The 17,421-nt window shown below is 69.8% G+C and carries 14 protein-coding genes; 5 read left to right on the top strand and 9 right to left on the bottom strand.

Annotated elements, in window-relative coordinates; translation table 11 throughout:
- Window positions 1-62: 62 nt before the first annotated feature.
- Window positions 63-1,370 carry an MFS transporter gene (locus HWX08_RS06060; RefSeq protein ID WP_069259590.1) on the bottom strand — a complete coding sequence of 436 codons (1,308 nt, stop codon included), beginning with the start codon at window positions 1,368-1,370 and terminating at the stop codon, window positions 63-65.
- A 535-nt stretch (window positions 1,371-1,905) separates the two neighbouring features.
- Between HWX08_RS06060 and HWX08_RS06055 the strand changes: the two genes are divergently transcribed.
- The gene (locus HWX08_RS06055; RefSeq protein WP_069259591.1) at window positions 1,906-2,352 is read left to right on the top strand and encodes a MarR family winged helix-turn-helix transcriptional regulator; all 447 of its coding nucleotides are present in this window, start codon (window positions 1,906-1,908) and stop codon (window positions 2,350-2,352) included.
- A gap of 46 nt (window positions 2,353-2,398) precedes the next feature.
- Here HWX08_RS06055 and HWX08_RS06050 read toward each other — a convergent pair whose 3' ends face one another.
- The 5 genes from HWX08_RS06050 to HWX08_RS06030 all read right to left on the bottom strand — a co-directional run bounded on the left by HWX08_RS06050 (window position 2,399) and on the right by HWX08_RS06030 (window position 8,287).
- Window positions 2,399-4,693, bottom strand: a complete 2,295-nt coding sequence (locus tag HWX08_RS06050) for a xanthine dehydrogenase family protein molybdopterin-binding subunit (protein ID WP_174923170.1) — start codon at window positions 4,691-4,693, stop codon at window positions 2,399-2,401.
- Window positions 4,694-4,915: 222 nt separating this feature from the next.
- Window positions 4,916-5,569: an isochorismatase family protein gene (locus HWX08_RS06045; protein ID WP_174923172.1), complete on the bottom strand. Its 654-nt coding sequence runs from the start codon at window positions 5,567-5,569 to the stop codon at window positions 4,916-4,918.
- A gap of 19 nt (window positions 5,570-5,588) precedes the next feature.
- Window positions 5,589-6,629, bottom strand: coding sequence for a 2,5-dihydroxypyridine 5,6-dioxygenase NicX family protein (locus HWX08_RS06040; RefSeq protein WP_174923174.1), 1,041 nt, complete (start codon window positions 6,627-6,629; stop codon window positions 5,589-5,591).
- Window positions 6,630-6,676: 47 nt separating this feature from the next.
- Window positions 6,677-7,507, bottom strand: coding sequence for an alpha/beta fold hydrolase (locus HWX08_RS06035; RefSeq protein ID WP_069259595.1), 831 nt, complete (start codon window positions 7,505-7,507; stop codon window positions 6,677-6,679).
- 27 nt (window positions 7,508-7,534) lie between these two features.
- Window positions 7,535-8,287 carry a maleate cis-trans isomerase family protein gene (locus HWX08_RS06030; RefSeq protein ID WP_174923175.1) on the bottom strand — a complete coding sequence of 251 codons (753 nt, stop codon included), beginning with the start codon at window positions 8,285-8,287 and terminating at the stop codon, window positions 7,535-7,537.
- A gap of 298 nt (window positions 8,288-8,585) precedes the next feature.
- On the opposite strand from HWX08_RS06030, the gene HWX08_RS06025 reads away from it, so the two are divergent.
- The 4 genes from HWX08_RS06025 to HWX08_RS06010 all read left to right on the top strand — a co-directional run bounded on the left by HWX08_RS06025 (window position 8,586) and on the right by HWX08_RS06010 (window position 13,392).
- Window positions 8,586-9,743 carry an FAD-dependent monooxygenase gene (locus tag HWX08_RS06025; RefSeq protein ID WP_174923177.1) on the top strand — a complete coding sequence of 386 codons (1,158 nt, stop codon included), beginning with the start codon at window positions 8,586-8,588 and terminating at the stop codon, window positions 9,741-9,743.
- Between the two features lie 176 nt (window positions 9,744-9,919).
- Window positions 9,920-10,423 (top strand): (2Fe-2S)-binding protein, encoded by a 504-nt coding sequence (locus tag HWX08_RS06020; RefSeq protein ID WP_069259597.1) that lies wholly within the window; start codon window positions 9,920-9,922, stop codon window positions 10,421-10,423.
- Window positions 10,413-12,839 (top strand): cytochrome c, encoded by a 2,427-nt coding sequence (locus tag HWX08_RS06015; protein ID WP_175806987.1) that lies wholly within the window; start codon window positions 10,413-10,415, stop codon window positions 12,837-12,839. Before HWX08_RS06020 ends, HWX08_RS06015 begins: the two co-directional genes overlap by 11 nt.
- Window positions 12,840-13,059: 220 nt before the next feature.
- Window positions 13,060-13,392: a hypothetical protein gene (locus HWX08_RS06010; protein ID WP_069259599.1), complete on the top strand. Its 333-nt coding sequence runs from the start codon at window positions 13,060-13,062 to the stop codon at window positions 13,390-13,392.
- Between the two features lie 122 nt (window positions 13,393-13,514).
- Here HWX08_RS06010 and mmsB read toward each other — a convergent pair whose 3' ends face one another.
- From mmsB to HWX08_RS05995, 3 genes are all read right to left on the bottom strand, one after another.
- Window positions 13,515-14,405 carry a 3-hydroxyisobutyrate dehydrogenase gene (gene mmsB, locus HWX08_RS06005; RefSeq protein ID WP_174922101.1) on the bottom strand — a complete coding sequence of 297 codons (891 nt, stop codon included), beginning with the start codon at window positions 14,403-14,405 and terminating at the stop codon, window positions 13,515-13,517.
- A 16-nt stretch (window positions 14,406-14,421) separates the two neighbouring features.
- Entirely contained in the window at window positions 14,422-15,948 is a 1,527-nt protein-coding gene (locus HWX08_RS06000; protein ID WP_174922100.1) for a CoA-acylating methylmalonate-semialdehyde dehydrogenase, read from the bottom strand.
- 110 nt (window positions 15,949-16,058) lie between these two features.
- Entirely contained in the window at window positions 16,059-17,384 is a 1,326-nt protein-coding gene (locus HWX08_RS05995) for an MFS transporter (RefSeq protein ID WP_174922099.1), read from the bottom strand.
- Window positions 17,385-17,421 lie beyond the last annotated feature (37 nt).

Genomic DNA, 17,421 nt, shown 5'->3' with positions numbered 1-17,421 from the left:
GAGGTGGCCCGGCGATCGGCGCGGTTGTAAAAACGACCGTACCGCGCGGGCAGCGTGTGGCGTCAGCGGTTCACGAGCCGGGCCGGATAGGCGAGCGCGAGTGCGCAGCCGACCACCATGCATGCGGCGAAACCGTACAACCCCGCGCTTTGCGTATGAAACGTGTCGCGCAGCCAGCCGATGAAATAGGTGCTGCCGAATCCGCCGAGGTTCGCGATCGAGCACGCGAACGCGATCCCGCCGGCTGCGGCCGGCCCTTTCAGGAACGTCGACGGCAATGCCCAGACGACCGGCATCGCGGCGGCCGCGCCCGCGTTGATCAGCGAGAACAGCAGCACCGTGCCGAACGTGCCGTGCGACGACGATGCCGCGATCGCCAGCGCGACGGCCGACACCATGAAGGGCACGACGATATGCCAGCGGCGCTCGCGCGCGCGGTCGGAGCTGGCGCCGCAGTACAGCGTCGCGAGCACGGCCGCGGCATTCGGAATCACCATCAGCCAGCCGATGTGATACGCGTCCTTCACGCCGGTGTCGCGCAGGATCGTCGGTAGCCAGAAGCTCACCGCATAGAGGCCGAGCAGCACGCACAGGTCGATCAGGCCGAGCGCCCATACCTTCGGATCGGAGAACGCGTTGGCGAGTGCATGACTCTTGTTGCCGGCCGGATCGGCGTCGAGATTCGCGCGCAACGTGCGCTTCTCGTCGGCGTTCAGCCAGTGCGCGGATTCGATGCCGTTGGGCAGCCAGCGCAGCACCGCGAAGCCGAGCAGCACCGACGGCAGCGCTTCGAGCAGAAACAACCACTGCCAGCCGCCGAGCCCGTGCGCGCCGTCGAACGCACGCATGATCCAGCCGGAAATCGGGCTGCCGATCATGCTCGACAGCGGCAGCCCGACCATGAACAGCGCGACGATCCGCGCGCGGCGCGCATCGGGATACCACTGCGTCAGGTACAGCAGCACGCCGGGCAGGAAGCCGGCCTCGGCCGCGCCGAGCAGGAAGCGCACGACGTAGAACTGCATCGGCGTGTGCACGAACATCGTCGCCCCCGACAGCAGCCCCCACGTGATCATGATCCGCGCGATCCACAGCTTCGCGCCGACGCGTTGCAGCACCAGGTTGCTCGGGACTTCGAACAGGATGTAGCCGGCGAAGAACAGGCCGGCGCCGAGCCCGTACACGGTATCGCTGAACTTCAGCGCGTCGAGCATCTGGAGTTTCGCGAGCCCGATGTTGATGCGGTCGAGATAGGCCGCGAAGTAGCACAGGCAGAAGAGGGTGATCAGGCGCAGCGTGACCTTGCGATACAGATTGCCGTGCAGCGCGCCGTCGGGGGAAACGGCGGCGCTCGGGTGTGCGGTAGACATGGGATTGCCCCTGTTCGAATGTGACGGATGAATGGGTGGCCGATCGACGCGAGCGGACGTTCCGCTGCGCACTGGAGTCTGTATATCACGGCAATTAAATAGCGTACACACTAGAAAATACCGAATCGCACAGGCATGAATCCGGCCGCCGTGAGGAGGGTGTTTACGTGTGAAAAACTGCGTTTGGAACGAGGTTTTTTACGGAAAGTCGTACGATTTATAAGAAGAGGACAGGTGCGGGCGGCATGCGCAAAATTCGTGCGTATGCGCTTAAAAGTAGAGTGTGTGAACGGAAGTCTGCCAATGCGCTCGAGCATCTGCGCGGAAACCGGCTTGCCCCTGCGGCGGCGCCAGTCGCGGCGACGCGCGCGGCGGACGAGGCAAGCCGTGTCGGGCGATCGTCGGGCGCACCGCGCGCTGACCACCGCGCATCCTGATGCACCGCAATGAAGCGGCACCCCGCCGGCCGGTCGCGCCGAATGGAGGGTGTACACTGCTTGTCTTTCCCTTACATGCGGCGTGGGCCTGCACTTTCATGGCGTCTTCGAAGGATTCCTACGACTTTCACGATCAGATCGGGCACTTGCTGCGCCGCGCGTATCAGCGGCACGTGTCGATCTTCCAGGAAGCGATCCCCGATTCGGATCTCACGGCCGCGCAGTTCGTCACGCTGTGCGCGGTCAAGGAGCGCCAGGCGTGCTCGCTCAACGACATCGTCAAGGCAACCGCGATCGACCAGGCGACGATTCGCGGCGTGGTCGATCGACTGAAGGCGCGTGCACTGGTCGAGGTGCTGCCCGATCCGAACGACGGCCGCAAGCTGATCGTGCGCGCGACCGCTACGGGCCTCGCGCTGATCGACCGCACGGTGCCGTTCGCGCGGCAGGTGACGGAGCGCACGTATGGCACGCTCAATCCGGGCGAACGGGTCGCGCTGCAGTTCCTGCTGCGCAAGATGATGGACGAAGACGGCGACGCGTGACGTGCGCCGCCCGTCGGGCGCGATCCCGCGATGAAACCCGTGGCCTCTAGACCGTGCCGGCTGCCGTTTGCGCACCGACCGCATCGACCGCACCGACCGTCATCAACCGGCCTGCGTCGCGCAACGCGGCGCGGACCGTCTCCGGCGTAAACGGCGGCGCGTAGAACCGCACGCCGGTCGCATCGAACAACGCGTTCGCGACGGCGGCGGGGCCCGGCACCGACGCCGATTCGCCCGCGCCGAGCGGCGGCTCGCCCTGCCTCGGCATCAGCACGACGTCGACGTCCGGCACTTCCGCGAAGGTGAGGATCGGATAGCTCGCCCATTCGCGCGACGCGACCTTGCCGTCGGCGAAGCGCACGCGCTCCTTCAGCGTGCGGCTCAATACCTGGATCACGTTGCCGTGGATCTGATGGCGCACGCCGTCGGGATTGATCATCGTGCCCGTGTCCTGGCCGACCGTGACGCGTTCGATACGGATCTCGCCCGACACGCGATCGACGCTCAGGTCGACGATCCATGCCGACCACGCCGCGCCGAAACCGGGGAAGCGGCTGTGGACGTAGCGCGCGTACGCGATGCCGCGGCCGTGCACGTGCCGCGACCCGTCGCGCTCGCGATCTTGGCGCGGCACACGTGGTGTCCAACCCGCGCGCTCGGCCACCGCCTGCAGCAGTTCGATCGCGCGCGCATCCTGCAGATGACGCAGCCGGAACGCGAGCGGATCGACGCCGGTCAGCGCCGCGCATTCGTCGGCGAACGCATCGTGCGCGAACGAGTTCGGCAGCGCCGACACGCCGCGCAGCCACGACGCGCGCACGAGCGGCGCGAGATCCTCGCAGACGAAGCGGCGATGCGGGCTCGCGTACGGCGACACGGCCGTGCGGTCGCCCATCTCGAACACGCGCGGCCCGGGCGCGATCGCGCCGGTCAGCAGCGCCGCGAGCAGCGGCGCGTCGTTGGACGGATAGCGCGTCGTGAAGTCGTAGCCGAGCAGGTGGCCGTCGCGCGTGACGGTGCCGGTCACCTGCATCAGCTGGCCCGTGCCTTTCGGTTCCCACAGATGTTCGTCCGCGCGCGAGAGCTGCACGCGCACCGGGCGGCCGACCGCGCGCGACAGCAGCAGCGCGTCGCCGCATACGTCGTCCGCGCCGTTGCGGCCGTAGCAGCCGGCCGCTTCCATCCGCACGACGTCGAAATCGGCTTCGTCGCGCGCGATGAGCGTCGCGAGGTCGTAGCGCAGCGACACGGGATTCTGCGTGCCGGACCACACGGTGATCCGGCCGCAGCCGGGCGCGCGGTAGTCGGCGAGCGCGCAGGACGGGCCGATCGAGCCGTGCATCTGGTACGGCCACGCATAGGTGCGCGACAGCGTGATCGTGTCGGCCTGCGCACGCGCGGCGTCGACGTCGCCTTCATCGAGCAGCACGCGGCGCGTGGCCGGCGCGGCGGCGATCGCGGCGGCCGGCTCGTCGAGCGGCGGCAGCACGGGGAGCGGCCGCCACGTCACGCGCAACTGCCGCGCCGCGCGGATCGCGTGTTCCTCGCGCTCGGCCACCACGCCGACGAAATCGCCGATCGTCACGACGGCCACGAGCCCCGGCACGTCGGCCACCGACGCGCGGTCGACGTCGACGAGCGACGTGCCGACGAATGCGCCGCTGTCGTGGCCCGCATACGGCGGCCGCACGACGCGGCCGTGCAGCATGCCCGGCACGCGCACGTCGTGCACGAACGTGAGCTGGCCGGTCGCCTTCGCGGGCAGGTCGACGCGCGGCGACGAACGGCCGACGATCCGGTATCGGGCGGGGTCCTTCGTGCGGGTGCTCAGGTCCAGCGTCAGCGCGATCCGGCGCGCGGCGACGAGCGCGGCGAACGTTGCCGTGTGTCCGTTCGCCGAGATCGTCGCGTCGTCGACGTGCAGTTGCGCCGCGTCTGCTCCGAACCGTTCGGCGGCGAGCGCGAGCAGCGCGTGACGCGCCTGCGCGGCGGCGCAGCGCAGCGGTGCCGCGGAAATCTGGATCGTCGCGCTCGCGATGGTCGGGCCCTGGTTCGGTGTCGCGGCGGTGTCGCCGAGCACCATCGTCACGCGCGCGGCCGGCACGTCGAGTTCCTCGGCGACGATCTGCGCGAGCGACGTCCGGATGCCGGTGCCGAGATCGACGTGGCCGTTGAATGCGAGGATGCGGCCGTCGTCGAGGATCGCGACGAACACCTCGGGCAGCGCCGGCACGTAGGACGACAGGCTGCCCGGCTGGCCGGGCGCCGGCTTGACGGGCGGCGGGGGCGGCCGGATCACGGTCAGGCAGCCGTCGCGCGCGAGCAGTTCGGAGCGGTTCACGGATCGAGGGTCCTGTCGAGGAGGGGGCGGCGCGCGGCCGGCTGCGGCGTGTGCGGGGCGAGGCGGCCGGCGGCGCAGCCATCCGGTTCGCGGTGTGTGCCAAGCACGGTGACGGTGGCCGTCGCCGCGAGCATGCGCGGCACCAATCTAGGCCGCCAAAAGCGCAGCGTCAATCGCGCGGACGGGCGCCGGCCAGCCACGTCGCCGGCCCGCCGCGGCGCTTCAGCGCGTGCGCGCGTGCATCGCATCGATCGCGGCGACCGCATCGTCGAGCGGCATCACCGCCGCGTATTTCTGCTGCATGTCGAACAGGTTCGCGTCGTGCGGCGCAATCGCGCGATCGCCTACACAGTCGGCGAGCACGAGCGGACGGAACCCGTGCGACATCGCGTCGACCACGCTCGCGCGCACGCAGCCGCTCGTCACGGCACCCGCGACGAGCAGCGTCTGCACTGCACGCTGCGCGAGCCACGGCGCGAGCTGGGTGCCGAAGAACGCCGACGGCACGGTCTTGCGCACGACGAGTTCGCCTGGCGCCGGCGTGAGCTCCGGCACGATCGCGCTGTTCGGATGGTGCTCGGTCAGCGTCGCCATGCCGGGCACCTTCAGCGAGAACACGTTGTCGTCGCTGCCGTCGTCCGCATACACGATGCGGCTGTGCGCGACGGGCCAGCCGCGTGCGCGGGCGAGCGCGAGCGCATGCGTCGTGCGCGCGATCGCCGGCGCGATGTTGCCGCCGCCGAACGTCGCGGGATCGGCGAAGCCGACCACGAAGTCGACGATCAGCAGGCCGAGGTTGCCGTGCGGCGGCAGCGGCGTGCCGAAACCCTGCTGGCGATAGACGTTCGCTTCGGCGTGGCGGGAAAGATCGTTCATGGTGTCGGGTGCTCGTGGGTCACGCGGGTTGATCGGTCACGCGGCCGTCGCGCACGACGGTTGCGCCGTCGAGTTCGACCGTGCAGCGGCGCAGCGGGATGTCGATGTGGCAGGTGGTCGTGCGGTTGCCGCCGCCTTCGTTGTTCGGGCCGAGCGAGAACAGGAAGTTGCCCTCGAATGCGCGTGCGTCCATCCCGATCGTCGCTTCCCGGTCGTACAGCCCGAGCGTCGACCAGCGCGCCCGCGGTTGCAGCCCCCAGCCGACATGCGAGATCGCATAGCCTTCGGGGTCGGCGAAGGTCTCCATGTAGTCGCGCAGCAGGTCTGCGTCGACGCCGCCTTCGATGCGCGTTGCATAGCCGCCTTCGACGGTCAGCGCGATCGGCTCGCTCACGTAGTGCTTCTGCGGCAGCAGGATGTCGCCGCGATCGATCACGATCGTGCCGCGCGCGGTGCGGTCGTTCGGGTAGGTCAGCGCGAAGCCGCTCGGCCAGTGGTCCCAGCGGCCCGGCGCGTCGACGAAGCCGTATTCGGCCGTCGGCGGGAACTCGCCGAGCGGACACACGAGCGCGGTGCCGGCCGCCGACGTCACGCGCATCTCGCGGGCGGCGGCGATCCGTTTCGCCGCGGCCAGCACGCGCGTGCGGTCGGCGAGCGTCGGCACCATCCGCACCAGCACTTCGGGCGGCTCGACCGCGAGCAGGATCTTCGTGCCGGCCTTCAGGATCTCGTGCTGTTCGGGCGAGAACAGCAGCGTCATCAGGTCGAGCACGAGGTCGCTCTCGCGCAGCGCGGCGATCGCCGCGCGGTTGCCGGTCAGCGGCGTCGTGCCGAGATACGCGAGCGGGTCGCGGCTGAACGCCTTGTCGCCGTTTACCGGCGGCAGGTCGAGCCGGTTGACGATGGCGCCCATCGATTGCGTCGCGATCAGCGCGCACGACAGCGTCTGCGGGTGGGTGGCCGCGCTCGTCAGGATCGTGACGGTCTGGCCCGGTTCGAGGCGCGACAGCGTGAGCACCTGCTTCCACGCGTCGATCAGTTGAATGTCGCTGACTGGCATCGTCGGCTCCGGTAAAGGCGTGAAGGAAAGGGGCGGGCGCCGCGCGATCAGGCCGCGAGCGGCGCGCCGAGGAAGTCGCCGAACGCCGCGTAGAAGCCCGGTGCGTTGTCCCAGGGAATCATGTGGCCGGCGTCGGGCACGCGCACGTGCCGCATCGACGGCGTCGCGCGCTGCAGCTCGGCGACGTCGTCGTCGCGCACCACGTCGCCGCGCTCGGCCGTGATCAGCAGCGACGGCACCGCGAGTTGCGCGGCGTCCGCGTGGAAATCGTCGGTATGAAACCCTTCGTACGATGCGCGCACCGCGCGCTCGTCGCAGGTGTGCAGCCATTCGGCGCGCAACTGCAGTTCGGCGTCGGTCCAGGTCGGGCAGAACGCGCGCATGCCGTCGGCGTCGGTGCCGGCGCGCGCGAGCGCCATCGAGTCGATGTACCACGGCAGCTTGCCCGGATAGTCGCGCCGGTTCGGGCCCGACACGGGCGGATCGACGAGCACGACCGACGCGAGGCCGCGGATGCCGCGTCGCGCGGCGCGCGCGGCGATCCGCGCCCCCATCGAATGGCCGACGAGGCTCGTGCGCGGCAGGCCGAGCGCGGCGACGAGCGCCGCGACGTCGTCGGCCTGCGCGTCGAGGCCGTAGTCGAGTGACGGCGACGCGTCGGACAGCCCGCGCCCGCGCACGTCGAGCACATAGGTATCGAACGCCGCGCCGAATACTTCGCCGACGAACCCCCACGTGATCGCGGGGCTCGTGATGCCGGGAATCAGCACGATCGCCGGGCGCGCCGCGCGTGCGCCGGTCGCGCCGCCGTAGCGCAGATAGTGCTGGCGGATGCCGTTGGCGCGGACGTTCGCGCCGTACAGGAAAGTCGAGGGCATGGATGGACTCCGTCGAAAGGGCCGCGCTCAGTACGCGCCGGACAGCAGCGCGCCGGCGCCGGGCACGACCGGTTCGAGGTCGAGTTCGCGCAGCATCGCGTAGGTCGTCGCGATCGCGGCCGTGATCACGGGCTTGCCCGTCATCGCCTCGACCTTCGCGACGGCCGGCAGCGACGGCATCTGCACGCACGCGGACAGCACGATCGCATCGGCGTCCCGGTACGGCAGCGTCTTCACGATGTCGGGCAGGCGCGCCGGGTCGTGGCGGCCGACGTCGAGGTTGTCGGGGATTTCCAGCGCGCGGTACGCGAGCACGTCGAAGCCTTCGTTGCGGATGTAGTCGACCACGAGTTCGGTGAGCGGCAGCATGTACGGCGCGACGACGACGATCCGCTTCGCGCCGATCACCTTCAGCGCGTCGACGAGCGCGCCGGCGCTCGTCAGCACCGGCGCCTGCGCGCCGTTGTCGGCCGTGTGCCTCGTCAGGCGCGCCTGCGACACGCGGTGGTAGCCGTGCCCCATCGCCATGATCGCGACGAGGCACGCATAGCCGAGCACGTCGACGCGCGCGTCGCTCAGTTCCACCGCGCAGCGGTCGGATTCGGCGTCCATCGCCGCGAGTTCTTCCTTGACGACCTTCTTCATCCGCATCCGGCTCGAGTGATACGTGAAGCGCTCGGGACGGATCGCTTCGCGCAGCCGCAGCATCGCGGGAATCTCGGTTTCCATCGTCGTGTTGGAACTCGGCACGATCTGGCCGATGCGGTAGGTCTTGCTCATGACGGGAGGCTCCGTGTCGGTAAGAGTGGGGCGATGCGCTGGCGCGGGATCGCCTGATGTCGAGCAAAGTCTAGTGTGTACATTTGAAAATGGCAATGTATCAAAATGATGTCGATCGCGCCGTAAGCGTTTGTCGATAAGAAAATTAGAGGGATTATTGGTGTTTTCCCGAATGCTGTTGCGACGACCAACAATCCGCTTGTCCTGAATAAATTGAGTGTGTACGCTACATAAACGCCATTCAATCCGCCCGTTCCCGCGCCGCGTTCGGCAACGGGCCCACGATCAGGAGATCCGCATGAGCACACCCCGTATCGCAATCATCGGCGCCGGTCTCGGCGGCACGGCCGCCGCGGCGCTGTTGCAGCGCCGCGGCTACGACGTCGCGCTGTACGAGCAGGCGTCGGCGTTCTCGCGCCTCGGCGCGGGCATCCATCTCGGCCCGAACGTGATGAAGATCATGCGGCGCATCGGCTGCGAGGAGGCGCTGGAGGCGATGGGTTCGCATCCGGATTGCTGGTACAGCCGCGACTGGCGCACGGCCGACGTGCTCGCGCAGATTCCGCTCGGCGACTACGCGCGCAAGACCTACGGCGCGAGCTACCTGACCGTGCATCGCGGCGATTTCCATGCGCTGATGACGCAGGCGGTGACGCCCGGCACGATCCGCTTCGGCAAGCGGCTCGCGGCGGTGGACGACACCGGCGATGCGGTGCGCCTGACGTTCGCCGACGGCAGCATCGAGACGGCCGACATCGTGATCGGCGCGGACGGCGTGAATTCGCGGATCCGCGAGCACCTGCTCGGCGCGGAGCCGCCGCGCTACACGGGCTACGTCGCGCACCGCGCGGTGTTCCCGGCGTCGCTGCTCGGCCACAAGCCGTACGACATGTGCGTGAAGTGGTGGTCGGAGGATCGCCACATGATGGTCTACTACGTGACCGAGAAGCGCGACGAGTATTACTACGTGACCGGCGTGCCGCAGGCGGAATGGCCCGAGGGCGTATCGATGGTCGACAGCAGCCGCGACGAGATGCGCGAAGCGTTCGCGGGTTTTCATGCGGACATCCAGCACCTGATCGACGTGTCGCCGTCGATCACCAAGTGGCCGCTGCTCGAACGCGATCCGCTGCCGCTGTGGAGCCGCGGCCGCCTCGTGCTGCTCGGCGACGCGTGCCATCCGATGAAGCCGCACATGGCACAGGGCGCGGCGATGGCGATCGAGGACGCCGCGATGCTCGCGCGCTGCCTCGGCGAAGTCGGCGTCGGCGATTACGCCGCAGCGTTCGCGCTGTACGAGGCGAATCGCGCGGCGCGTGCGTCGAAGGTGCAACTCGTGTCGCACAACAACACGTGGCTGCGCACGAACGAGGATCCGTCGTGGGTGTTCGGCTACGACGTGTTCGACGTGCCGCTCGTCGCGCCGTCGCGCAACGGGATCGCGGCGGCGGCCTGACACGTGCGCGGCGCTTGCGCCGGACGGCGCTTCGCTGCGTCGCCGCGGCGGGCGCCCGTGCGCCGGTACGCCTGTTTTTCGGCGTGTTATATGTCGGGCGCGCCGGTGGCCGTGCCCGCCGCCGGCCGCTTGCCAACGGCCGCCTTCGTCCCGCGCGCCGCATTCCGGATTCATTCATGTCCCATTCCGCTTCTTTGTCGCGGCCGCCGGCGTTTCGCGTGAACGGCACGCCGCACACCTTCGACGACGCGGCGCCCGATGCGCCGCTGCTGCTGGTCCTGCGCAACGACTGCGCGCTCAACGGCCCGAAATACGGCTGCGGGCTCGGGCAGTGCGGCGCATGCACGGTGCTGGTCGACGGGCAGGCGACGCGTTCGTGCGTCGTGCCGGCCGCCGCCGCGAACGGGCGCGACGTCACGACGCTGGAAGGGCTCGGCTCGCGCGACGCGCCGCATCCGATCCAGCGCGCGTTCATCGACGAGCAGGCCGCGCAATGCGGTTACTGCCTGAACGGGATGATCATGAGCACGAAGGCGCTGCTCGACCGCAATCCGGCCCCGGACGATGCGGCGATCCGCGATGCGTTGCGCTTCAACCTGTGCCGCTGCGGCACGCACCTGGAGATCATCCGGGCCGTGCAGCGCGCGGCGCGCTATCTGCGAGGCGACGATGAAGCCTGACGCAGGCCTGCCCGTCGCGCCGGCGCGCGTCACGTTACCCGAGCCGCGCGATGACGTTAGCGTCGATGCATTGTGCGCGCACCATGCGCGCTACACATGGCCGCTCGGAGATGCGCATGCAGGCGCGCAGGTATCGCTCGACGTCGAAACGCGGACCGCGTCCGACGGACGGATGACGACCTGGCGCTATCGCGCGCGGGCGGCCACGGACGATCTTCACGCACCGCATGGCGCCAAGACCGAGCGCGCGGAACCCGCCCCCGTCGCGCCGTTCGTCTACCGGCACGCGCAGACGTCGATCGAACTCGCCGACGCCGGCCACGCGATTCCCGGGCACGCGCATGCGTTCGCGCGCGAATCCTTCGTCGACGAACTCGCGGGCGCGTTGCGGCGCGACCCGGTCGCGTTGCGCCTGCAGCATCTCGATGCGGCGCGGGACACGGGGCCGCGCGAAATCATCCGGATGGTCAGCGAACGCGCCGCATGGGGCGCGCCGGCCGCGATCGACCCAGGTGCGCAGGCGCGCCTGAGCGGGCGCGGTTTCGCTTTCGACGGCGCCGTCGCACCGTCCGGCAACACGCCACCGGCCGCTGCTGCTGCCGCCGCCGAGAGACACGACGGCGCTGCGCAGTGGTCCGCATGGGTCGTCGATCTCGACGTCGACCGCACGACGGGCGACGTCGCGGTGCGGCGCGTCGTGGCCGGGCAGGGCGCCGGCGAGCCGGGCGCCGCATCGATGGCCGGCTTGCCGGCGTGGCAGATCGAGGCGGCGATTTCGCGCGTGATGGGTGCGCGCCTGTCCGCGCGGCCCGCGCATGACGAACCCGGCGCGGGCACGCCGCCGGACGCGATCGCACACGAACTGGTGGCGCTCGACGCCACCGCGCATCGCGCACACGGCGAACTGTCCGCGCACGATGCACGCCGGATCGAGCAGGCGGCCGCGCCGGCCGCGGCGGCGATCGCGAACGCGCTGTACGACGCGACGGGCGTGCGGTTTCGCGCACCGCCGTTCGATGCCGCGCGCATTCGCGCGGCGCTGGCGCGGCCGGTGCCGGTCGATGCCGGCGAAGGGCCACAGGGCGCCCCGCGCCGTGCGTCGCGCTGGCGCCGCTGGCTGGCCGGCGGCGGCGTGGGCGGCGTGGTCGGCGGGCTGATCGGTCTCGCATGCGCGATCCTGCCGGGCCCCGCGCCGATCGCCCCCGTGACGACCGGCGGCGCGGACGGCGCGATGTGGAGCGCGGCGACGCTCGAGCGCGGCCGTCAGGTGGCGCTCGCCGGCGATTGCGCGGTGTGTCACACCGCGCCGGGCGGCGCGACCAACGCGGGCGGGCTCGCGCTCGATACGCCGTTCGGCACGATCTACACGACCAACCTCACGCCCGATCCGGAAACCGGCATCGGCGCGTGGTCGTATCCGGCGTTCGCGCGCGCGATGCGGGAAGGCATCTCGCGCGACGGCACGCACCTGTACCCGGCGTTCCCGTACACGGCGTTCGCGAAGCTGAGCGAGCCGGACCTGCTCGCGCTCTATGCGTACCTGATGTCGCAGCCGGCCGTGAAGCACGCGCCGCCGAAGACGACGCTGCCGTTCCCGCTCGACCGGCGGCGCCTCGTCGCCGGCTGGAACTGGCTGTATCACGATGCGCGGCCGTTCGCGCCGGACCCGGCACGCTCCGCGATGTGGAATCGCGGCAAGTACCTGGTCGACGGCGCCGGGCACTGCGGCGCGTGCCACACGCCGCGCAACGCGCTGGGCGCGGAGCGGGGCGGGCGCGCCTACCTGTCGGGCGGCGCAGCCGAGGGATGGGTCGCGCCGCCGCTCGTCGCGTCGGCGGCGGCGCCGGTGCCGTGGACGGAAGGCGCGCTGTTCGACTACCTGCGCACGGGCTTCTCCGCGCAACACGGCGTCGCGGCAGGGCCGATGGCGCCCGTCGTCGCGGGGCTTGCGTCGCTGCCCGAGGCCGACGTCCGGGCGATCGCGCACTATCTCGCGTCGCTGTCGCCGCCCGTCGATGCGGCGGCCGCCGCCGACGCGGCCGCGCGGCACGCGCGGGGCGCGGAAGCCGTCGCGACGCTGGGCCTCGAGAACGGTCGCCGCGCTTTCGACGCCGCGTGCGCGGTCTGCCATGCGGAATCGGGCGGCGTCGGGCATTTGGGCGTCCGCCCGCTGATGGGGCTCAATACGAGCGTCAGCCAGGCCGCGCCGGACAACCTGCTGCGCGTGCTGCATCACGGGATCGACCAGCCGGCCACCGGCGCGCTCGGCTACATGCCGGGCTTCGGCGACGCATTCGACGATCGGCAGATGGCCGAACTCGCCGCTTACATCCGCGCGCGCTACGCGCCGGGGCAGCCGGCATGGCCGAATCTCACGCAAGCGTCGGCGCGGATCAGGCAGGAGGCCGCGCACTGATCGGCGGCCGCGAAACACGCGCCAGCCGCGCCGGCCGGGAAAAATGACCCGTTGACGGCATCCGACCCGGAAACGGGGTGGAAATAATGGCGCATTTTCATCATCGTTTAACCATTCGAAACAATGTGTTCACCGAAAGGGGCATGATCTCCGGCGATCGGGCAGGCATACTGTCGCCTATGTTGTTCAATGCGTGCCGAACGGCGCGCGCCTGCCCCACATGTCCACTCCAGTTTCCTTTCGAACCCTGCGATGGTTGACCGTCGCGGCTGCCGTATGCTTGCTCGCCGCGTGTTCGACCGCTTCCGACGTGACCGCGACGTCGAACCCGAACGTGTTTACCGTGACGACGCGCACGGTCGGCGTGTCGACGACCTGGGCCGACGCCCATACGAAGGCCGTCGACGAAGCCACCAACTACTGCACGCAGCGCGGGATGCGCGCGAGCGTGAAGCAGGAATCGCTGAGCGGCGGCAGCCGTGCCGCCGCGCGCTCCGAACTCGCGTTCGAGTGCCATCCGACCTTCGAGACGGCGTCGAACCCGCGCGGTTGACCGACCGGCGGCATTGACGCGCCGCCGTCGCCGGCACAGCGCTTCCCCCGCAAGCAAGACGACCCGCGATGCGTTTGCGCCCCATCGCGGGTCGGCGCACGTCCGGTGGCCGGCGCCGGCGGTTATGCCGGCTGTGCCTCGTACAGCTTCACGCACGCGGAGAAATCGAGCGTGCCGAGCCCCTGCTGGCTCATCGACTGATAGAGCTGCTGCGCGAGCGCGCCCATCCAGACCGGCTGGCGTGCGCTTCGCGCCGCTTCGGTCGCGAGCCCGAGATCCTTCAGCATCAGATTCGCCGCGAAGCCGCCCGCATAGCCGCGCGCGGCGGGCGCCGTGTCGCTCACGCCCGGATACGGGTTGTACGTGTCCGAGCTCCAGCAGCGGCCGGTCGACGTGTTGATGATGCCGGCCAGCACGGCCGGATCGATCCCGAGCGCGGCGCCGAGCGCCATCGCTTCCGACACGCCCATCATCGAGATCCCGAGCAGCAGGTTGTTGCAGATCTTCGCGATCTGTCCGGTGCCCGTGCCGCCGCAATGCACGACGTTGCTGCCCATGTCGAGCAGCACGGGGCGGATGCGCTCGAACAGCGCGGCGTGGGCGCCGACCATGAAGGTCAGCGTGCCGGCCTGCGCGCCGCCGGTGCCGCCCGACACCGGCGCGTCGGCGAGCGGCAAGTCGTGCTGCGCGGCGGCGTCGGCGACCGCGCGCACGGTGCCGGGGTCGATCGTGCTGCAGTCGACCAGCGTCGCGCCCGCGCGGGCGCCGGCCAGCACGCCGTCGTCGCCGAGGTAGACCGTGCGCACGTGCTGCGCGGCCGGCAGCATCGTGATCACGACCGCGCCGCGCGCGGCCGCTTCACGCGGCGAGCCGGCGGCCGTCGCGCCTGCGCGCACCGCGACGTCGACCGCATGCGCGTCGAGGTCGAACACCGTCAGCGTGTGGCCGGCTTTGAGCAGGTTGGCGGCCATCGGGCCGCCCATGTTGCCGAGTCCGATGAAGGCGATTTCCATGGTCTGGCTCCCGGGCTCAGCGCAGTGCGATCGTGGTGTTCACGCCGCCGGCCGTCGCGTCGTCGTCGAACCAGCGCGCGGTGACCGTCTTGGTCTGCGTGTAGAACTGCACGACCTGCTTGCCGTACGGGCCGAGATCGCCGAGCTTCGAGCCGCGCGAGCCCGTGAAGCTGAAGTAGGGCACGGGCACCGGAATCGGGATGTTGATGCCGACCTGGCCGACGTCGATCTCGCTCTGGAACTTGCGCGCGGCCGCGCCGCTCTGCGTGAACAGGCCCACGCCGTTGCCCATCGGGTTCGCGTTGACGAGCGCGATCGCGTCGTCGAGCGTGTCGGCTTCCATCACGACCACCACCGGCCCGAAGATTTCTTCCGTATAGATCGACATGTCGGTCGTCACGCCCGAGAAGATCGTCGGGCCGACGAAGTTGCCGTGCTCGTAGCCGGGCACCTTCACGTCGCGGCCGTCGAGTTCGAGCTTCGCGCCGGCCTTCACGCCCGCGTCGATCAGCGCGGTGATGCGCGCATGCGCGGCCTTCGACACGACCGGCCCGACGTCGGTCCCCGGCTCGTGGCCCGCGTTGACCTTCAGCGCCTTCGCCTTCTCGACGAGATCGGGCAGCCAGTCGCGCGCCGTGCCCACCAGCACGACGACCGACGTCGCCATGCAGCGCTGGCCGGCCGCGCCGAAGCCGGCGCCGACGAGCGCGTTGATCGACTGTTCGCGATGGGCATCGGGCAGCACGACCGCATGGTTCTTCGCGCCCATCATCGACTGCACGCGCTTGCCGTGCTGGCTGCCGAGGTTGTACACGTGCGTGCCGACGCGCGTCGAGCCGACGAACGAGATCGCCTTGATGTCAGGATGTGTGCAGAGGCGGTCGACCACCGTCTTGCCGCCGTGCACGACGTTCAGGACACCTTTCGGCACGCCGGCCTCGATCGCGAGTTCGACGAGCTGCATCGTCGACAGCGGGTCCTGTTCCGACGGCTTCAACACGAACGTGTTGCCGCACACGATCGCCATCGGGAACATCCACAGCGGAATCATTCCGGGGAAGTTGAACGGCGTGATGCCCGCGCACACGCCGATCGGCTGGCGCAGCGTGTAGGTATCCACACCGCCCGCGACGTTCTCCGCGAATTCGCCTTGCTGCAGCGTGCCGATCGAGCATGCGTGCTCGACCACTTCGAGGCCGCGGAAGATGTCGCCCTGCGCGTCGGGCAGCGTCTTGCCCTGCTCGGCGGTCAGCGTGTGCGCGATCCGTTCGAGATTGCGGCGCACGAGATCCTGGAACTTCAGCATGATGCGCAGCCGTGCGCCGATCGGCGTCGTTTTCCACGTCTGGAACGCGCGCTGCGCGGACGCGATCGCGGCATCGACCTCGTCGAGCGTCGCAAACGGCACGCGGCCGATCGTTTCCTGCGTCGCGGGGTTGACGATGTCGCCCCATTCGGCGCTTTGCGATTCGACGAACGCGCCGTCGATCAGCAGTTTGGCGGTGGGCAGCGCGAGGGTGGTCTGGGGAACTGCGGCGTTCATGACGATCTCCGGGGAAACGGTGTGGTGAAGAAAAAGGGTGTTCGCGTTCGCCGCGCATGCACGCACGGCGGACGACGAGGCGAACCCGAATCGGGTGAAGATGCGCGCGCTCAGACGTCTGCGCGCGCCGGACGCATCAGCGCGGTACATACGAGCGCGAACACGCCGAAGCCGACGAGATACGCGATCACGTAGTGCGGCTGGCCGCCGCCGGCCTTGAGCAGCGACGTCGCGATCATCGGCGCGAACCCGCCGCCGATCACGCCGGCCAGTTGCACCGACAGCGAGATGCCGCTGTAGCGAATTTCCGCCGGGAACTGCTGCGCGAACAGCAGCGATTCCGGCGCATAGAGAATCGGGAACACGACACCCAAGCCGAGCACGATCGCCCACCATGCGTACGACGTCTGCTGCGTGCCGAGCATCATGAAGAACGGCGCGGCGAACGCGCACATCAGCACGAGGCCGATCGCGAACATCCGGCGCTGGCCGATGCGGTCGCTCAGGTGGCCGCACAGCGGCATCGTGACGAGCGACAGCACCGCGCCGGCCGTGATCGCGTGCAGCATCTCGGCCTTCGGCAGATGCAACTCCTGCGTCGCGTAAGCGAGCGCGAACGTGACGACCATGTAGAACCACGTGTTCTCGGCGGCACGCGCGCCGACGATCGTCAGCACTTCGCGCGGATGGCGGCGCAGCGCGGCCGTCACCGGCGACTTCTCGGCCTTGCCCTGATGCTTGACCTTCTCGAAGTCGGGCGACTCGGGCACCTTCGCGCGGATGAACCAGCCGAGGCCGACAAGCGCGATGCTCGCGAGGAACGGCACGCGCCAGCCCCACGACAGCATGTCGGCGTCGGGCAGCGCGGCCACCGCGGCCATCGCGACCGACGACAGGATCAGGCCGAGCCCGACACCCGTTTGCGGCAGGCTGCCGAACAGCCCCTTGCGGCCCTTCGGCGCATGCTCGACGGCCATCAGCACCGCGCCGCCCCATTCACCGCCGACGGCCATCCCCTGCAGGAAACGCATCGCGATCAGCAGCGCGGCTGCCCAGTAGCCGATGCGGTCGTACGACGGGATCAGCCCGATGATCATGCTCGGCACGCCCATCAGCAGCAGCGTGATCATCAGCATCGACTTGCGCCCGATCCGGTCGCCGAAATGGCCGAACACGATGCCGCCCATCGGCCGCCCGATGAAGCCGACCGCGAACGTGCCGAACGCGGCCAGCGTGCCGACGACGGGGTCCAGCGACGGGAAGAAGATGCGGTTGAACACGAGCGCGGCGGCCGTGCCGTAGAGAAAGAAGTCGTACCACTCGATCGTGGTGCCGGCCATGCTGGCCCAGCCGGCCAGCAGGTAGTGCTTCGCGGTGCGCGCGGGTGCCGGCGCCGCGACTGTCGCATGCTCATCGAGGGTGGATCGCGTCTGCATGGTGTCTCCGTGGTGGTGCCGCGGCTCGTAGTCCGCA

It is taken from the genome of Burkholderia metallica, from assembly GCF_902832845.1.
Lineage (GTDB): Bacteria > Pseudomonadota > Gammaproteobacteria > Burkholderiales > Burkholderiaceae > Burkholderia > Burkholderia metallica.
This window is presented reverse-complemented; position numbering and strand designations above follow the sequence as displayed.

Coding starts and splice junctions, on each gene's coding strand:
- HWX08_RS06055 (WP_069259591.1), top strand. CDS start 1,906: ATGGCGTCTTCGAAGGATTCCTACGACTTTCACGATCAGATCGGGCAC.
- HWX08_RS06010 (WP_069259599.1), top strand. CDS start 13,060: ATGTCCACTCCAGTTTCCTTTCGAACCCTGCGATGGTTGACCGTCGCG.
- HWX08_RS06015 (WP_175806987.1), top strand. CDS start 10,413: ATGAAGCCTGACGCAGGCCTGCCCGTCGCGCCGGCGCGCGTCACGTTA.
- HWX08_RS06030 (WP_174923175.1), bottom strand. CDS start 8,287: ATGAGCAAGACCTACCGCATCGGCCAGATCGTGCCGAGTTCCAACACG.
- HWX08_RS06000 (WP_174922100.1), bottom strand. CDS start 15,948: ATGAACGCCGCAGTTCCCCAGACCACCCTCGCGCTGCCCACCGCCAAA.
- mmsB (WP_174922101.1), bottom strand. CDS start 14,405: ATGGAAATCGCCTTCATCGGACTCGGCAACATGGGCGGCCCGATGGCC.
- HWX08_RS06035 (WP_069259595.1), bottom strand. CDS start 7,507: ATGCCCTCGACTTTCCTGTACGGCGCGAACGTCCGCGCCAACGGCATC.
- HWX08_RS05995 (WP_174922099.1), bottom strand. CDS start 17,384: ATGCAGACGCGATCCACCCTCGATGAGCATGCGACAGTCGCGGCGCCG.
- HWX08_RS06025 (WP_174923177.1), top strand. CDS start 8,586: ATGAGCACACCCCGTATCGCAATCATCGGCGCCGGTCTCGGCGGCACG.
- HWX08_RS06045 (WP_174923172.1), bottom strand. CDS start 5,569: ATGAACGATCTTTCCCGCCACGCCGAAGCGAACGTCTATCGCCAGCAG.
- HWX08_RS06060 (WP_069259590.1), bottom strand. CDS start 1,370: ATGTCTACCGCACACCCGAGCGCCGCCGTTTCCCCCGACGGCGCGCTG.
- HWX08_RS06040 (WP_174923174.1), bottom strand. CDS start 6,629: ATGCCAGTCAGCGACATTCAACTGATCGACGCGTGGAAGCAGGTGCTC.
- HWX08_RS06020 (WP_069259597.1), top strand. CDS start 9,920: ATGTCCCATTCCGCTTCTTTGTCGCGGCCGCCGGCGTTTCGCGTGAAC.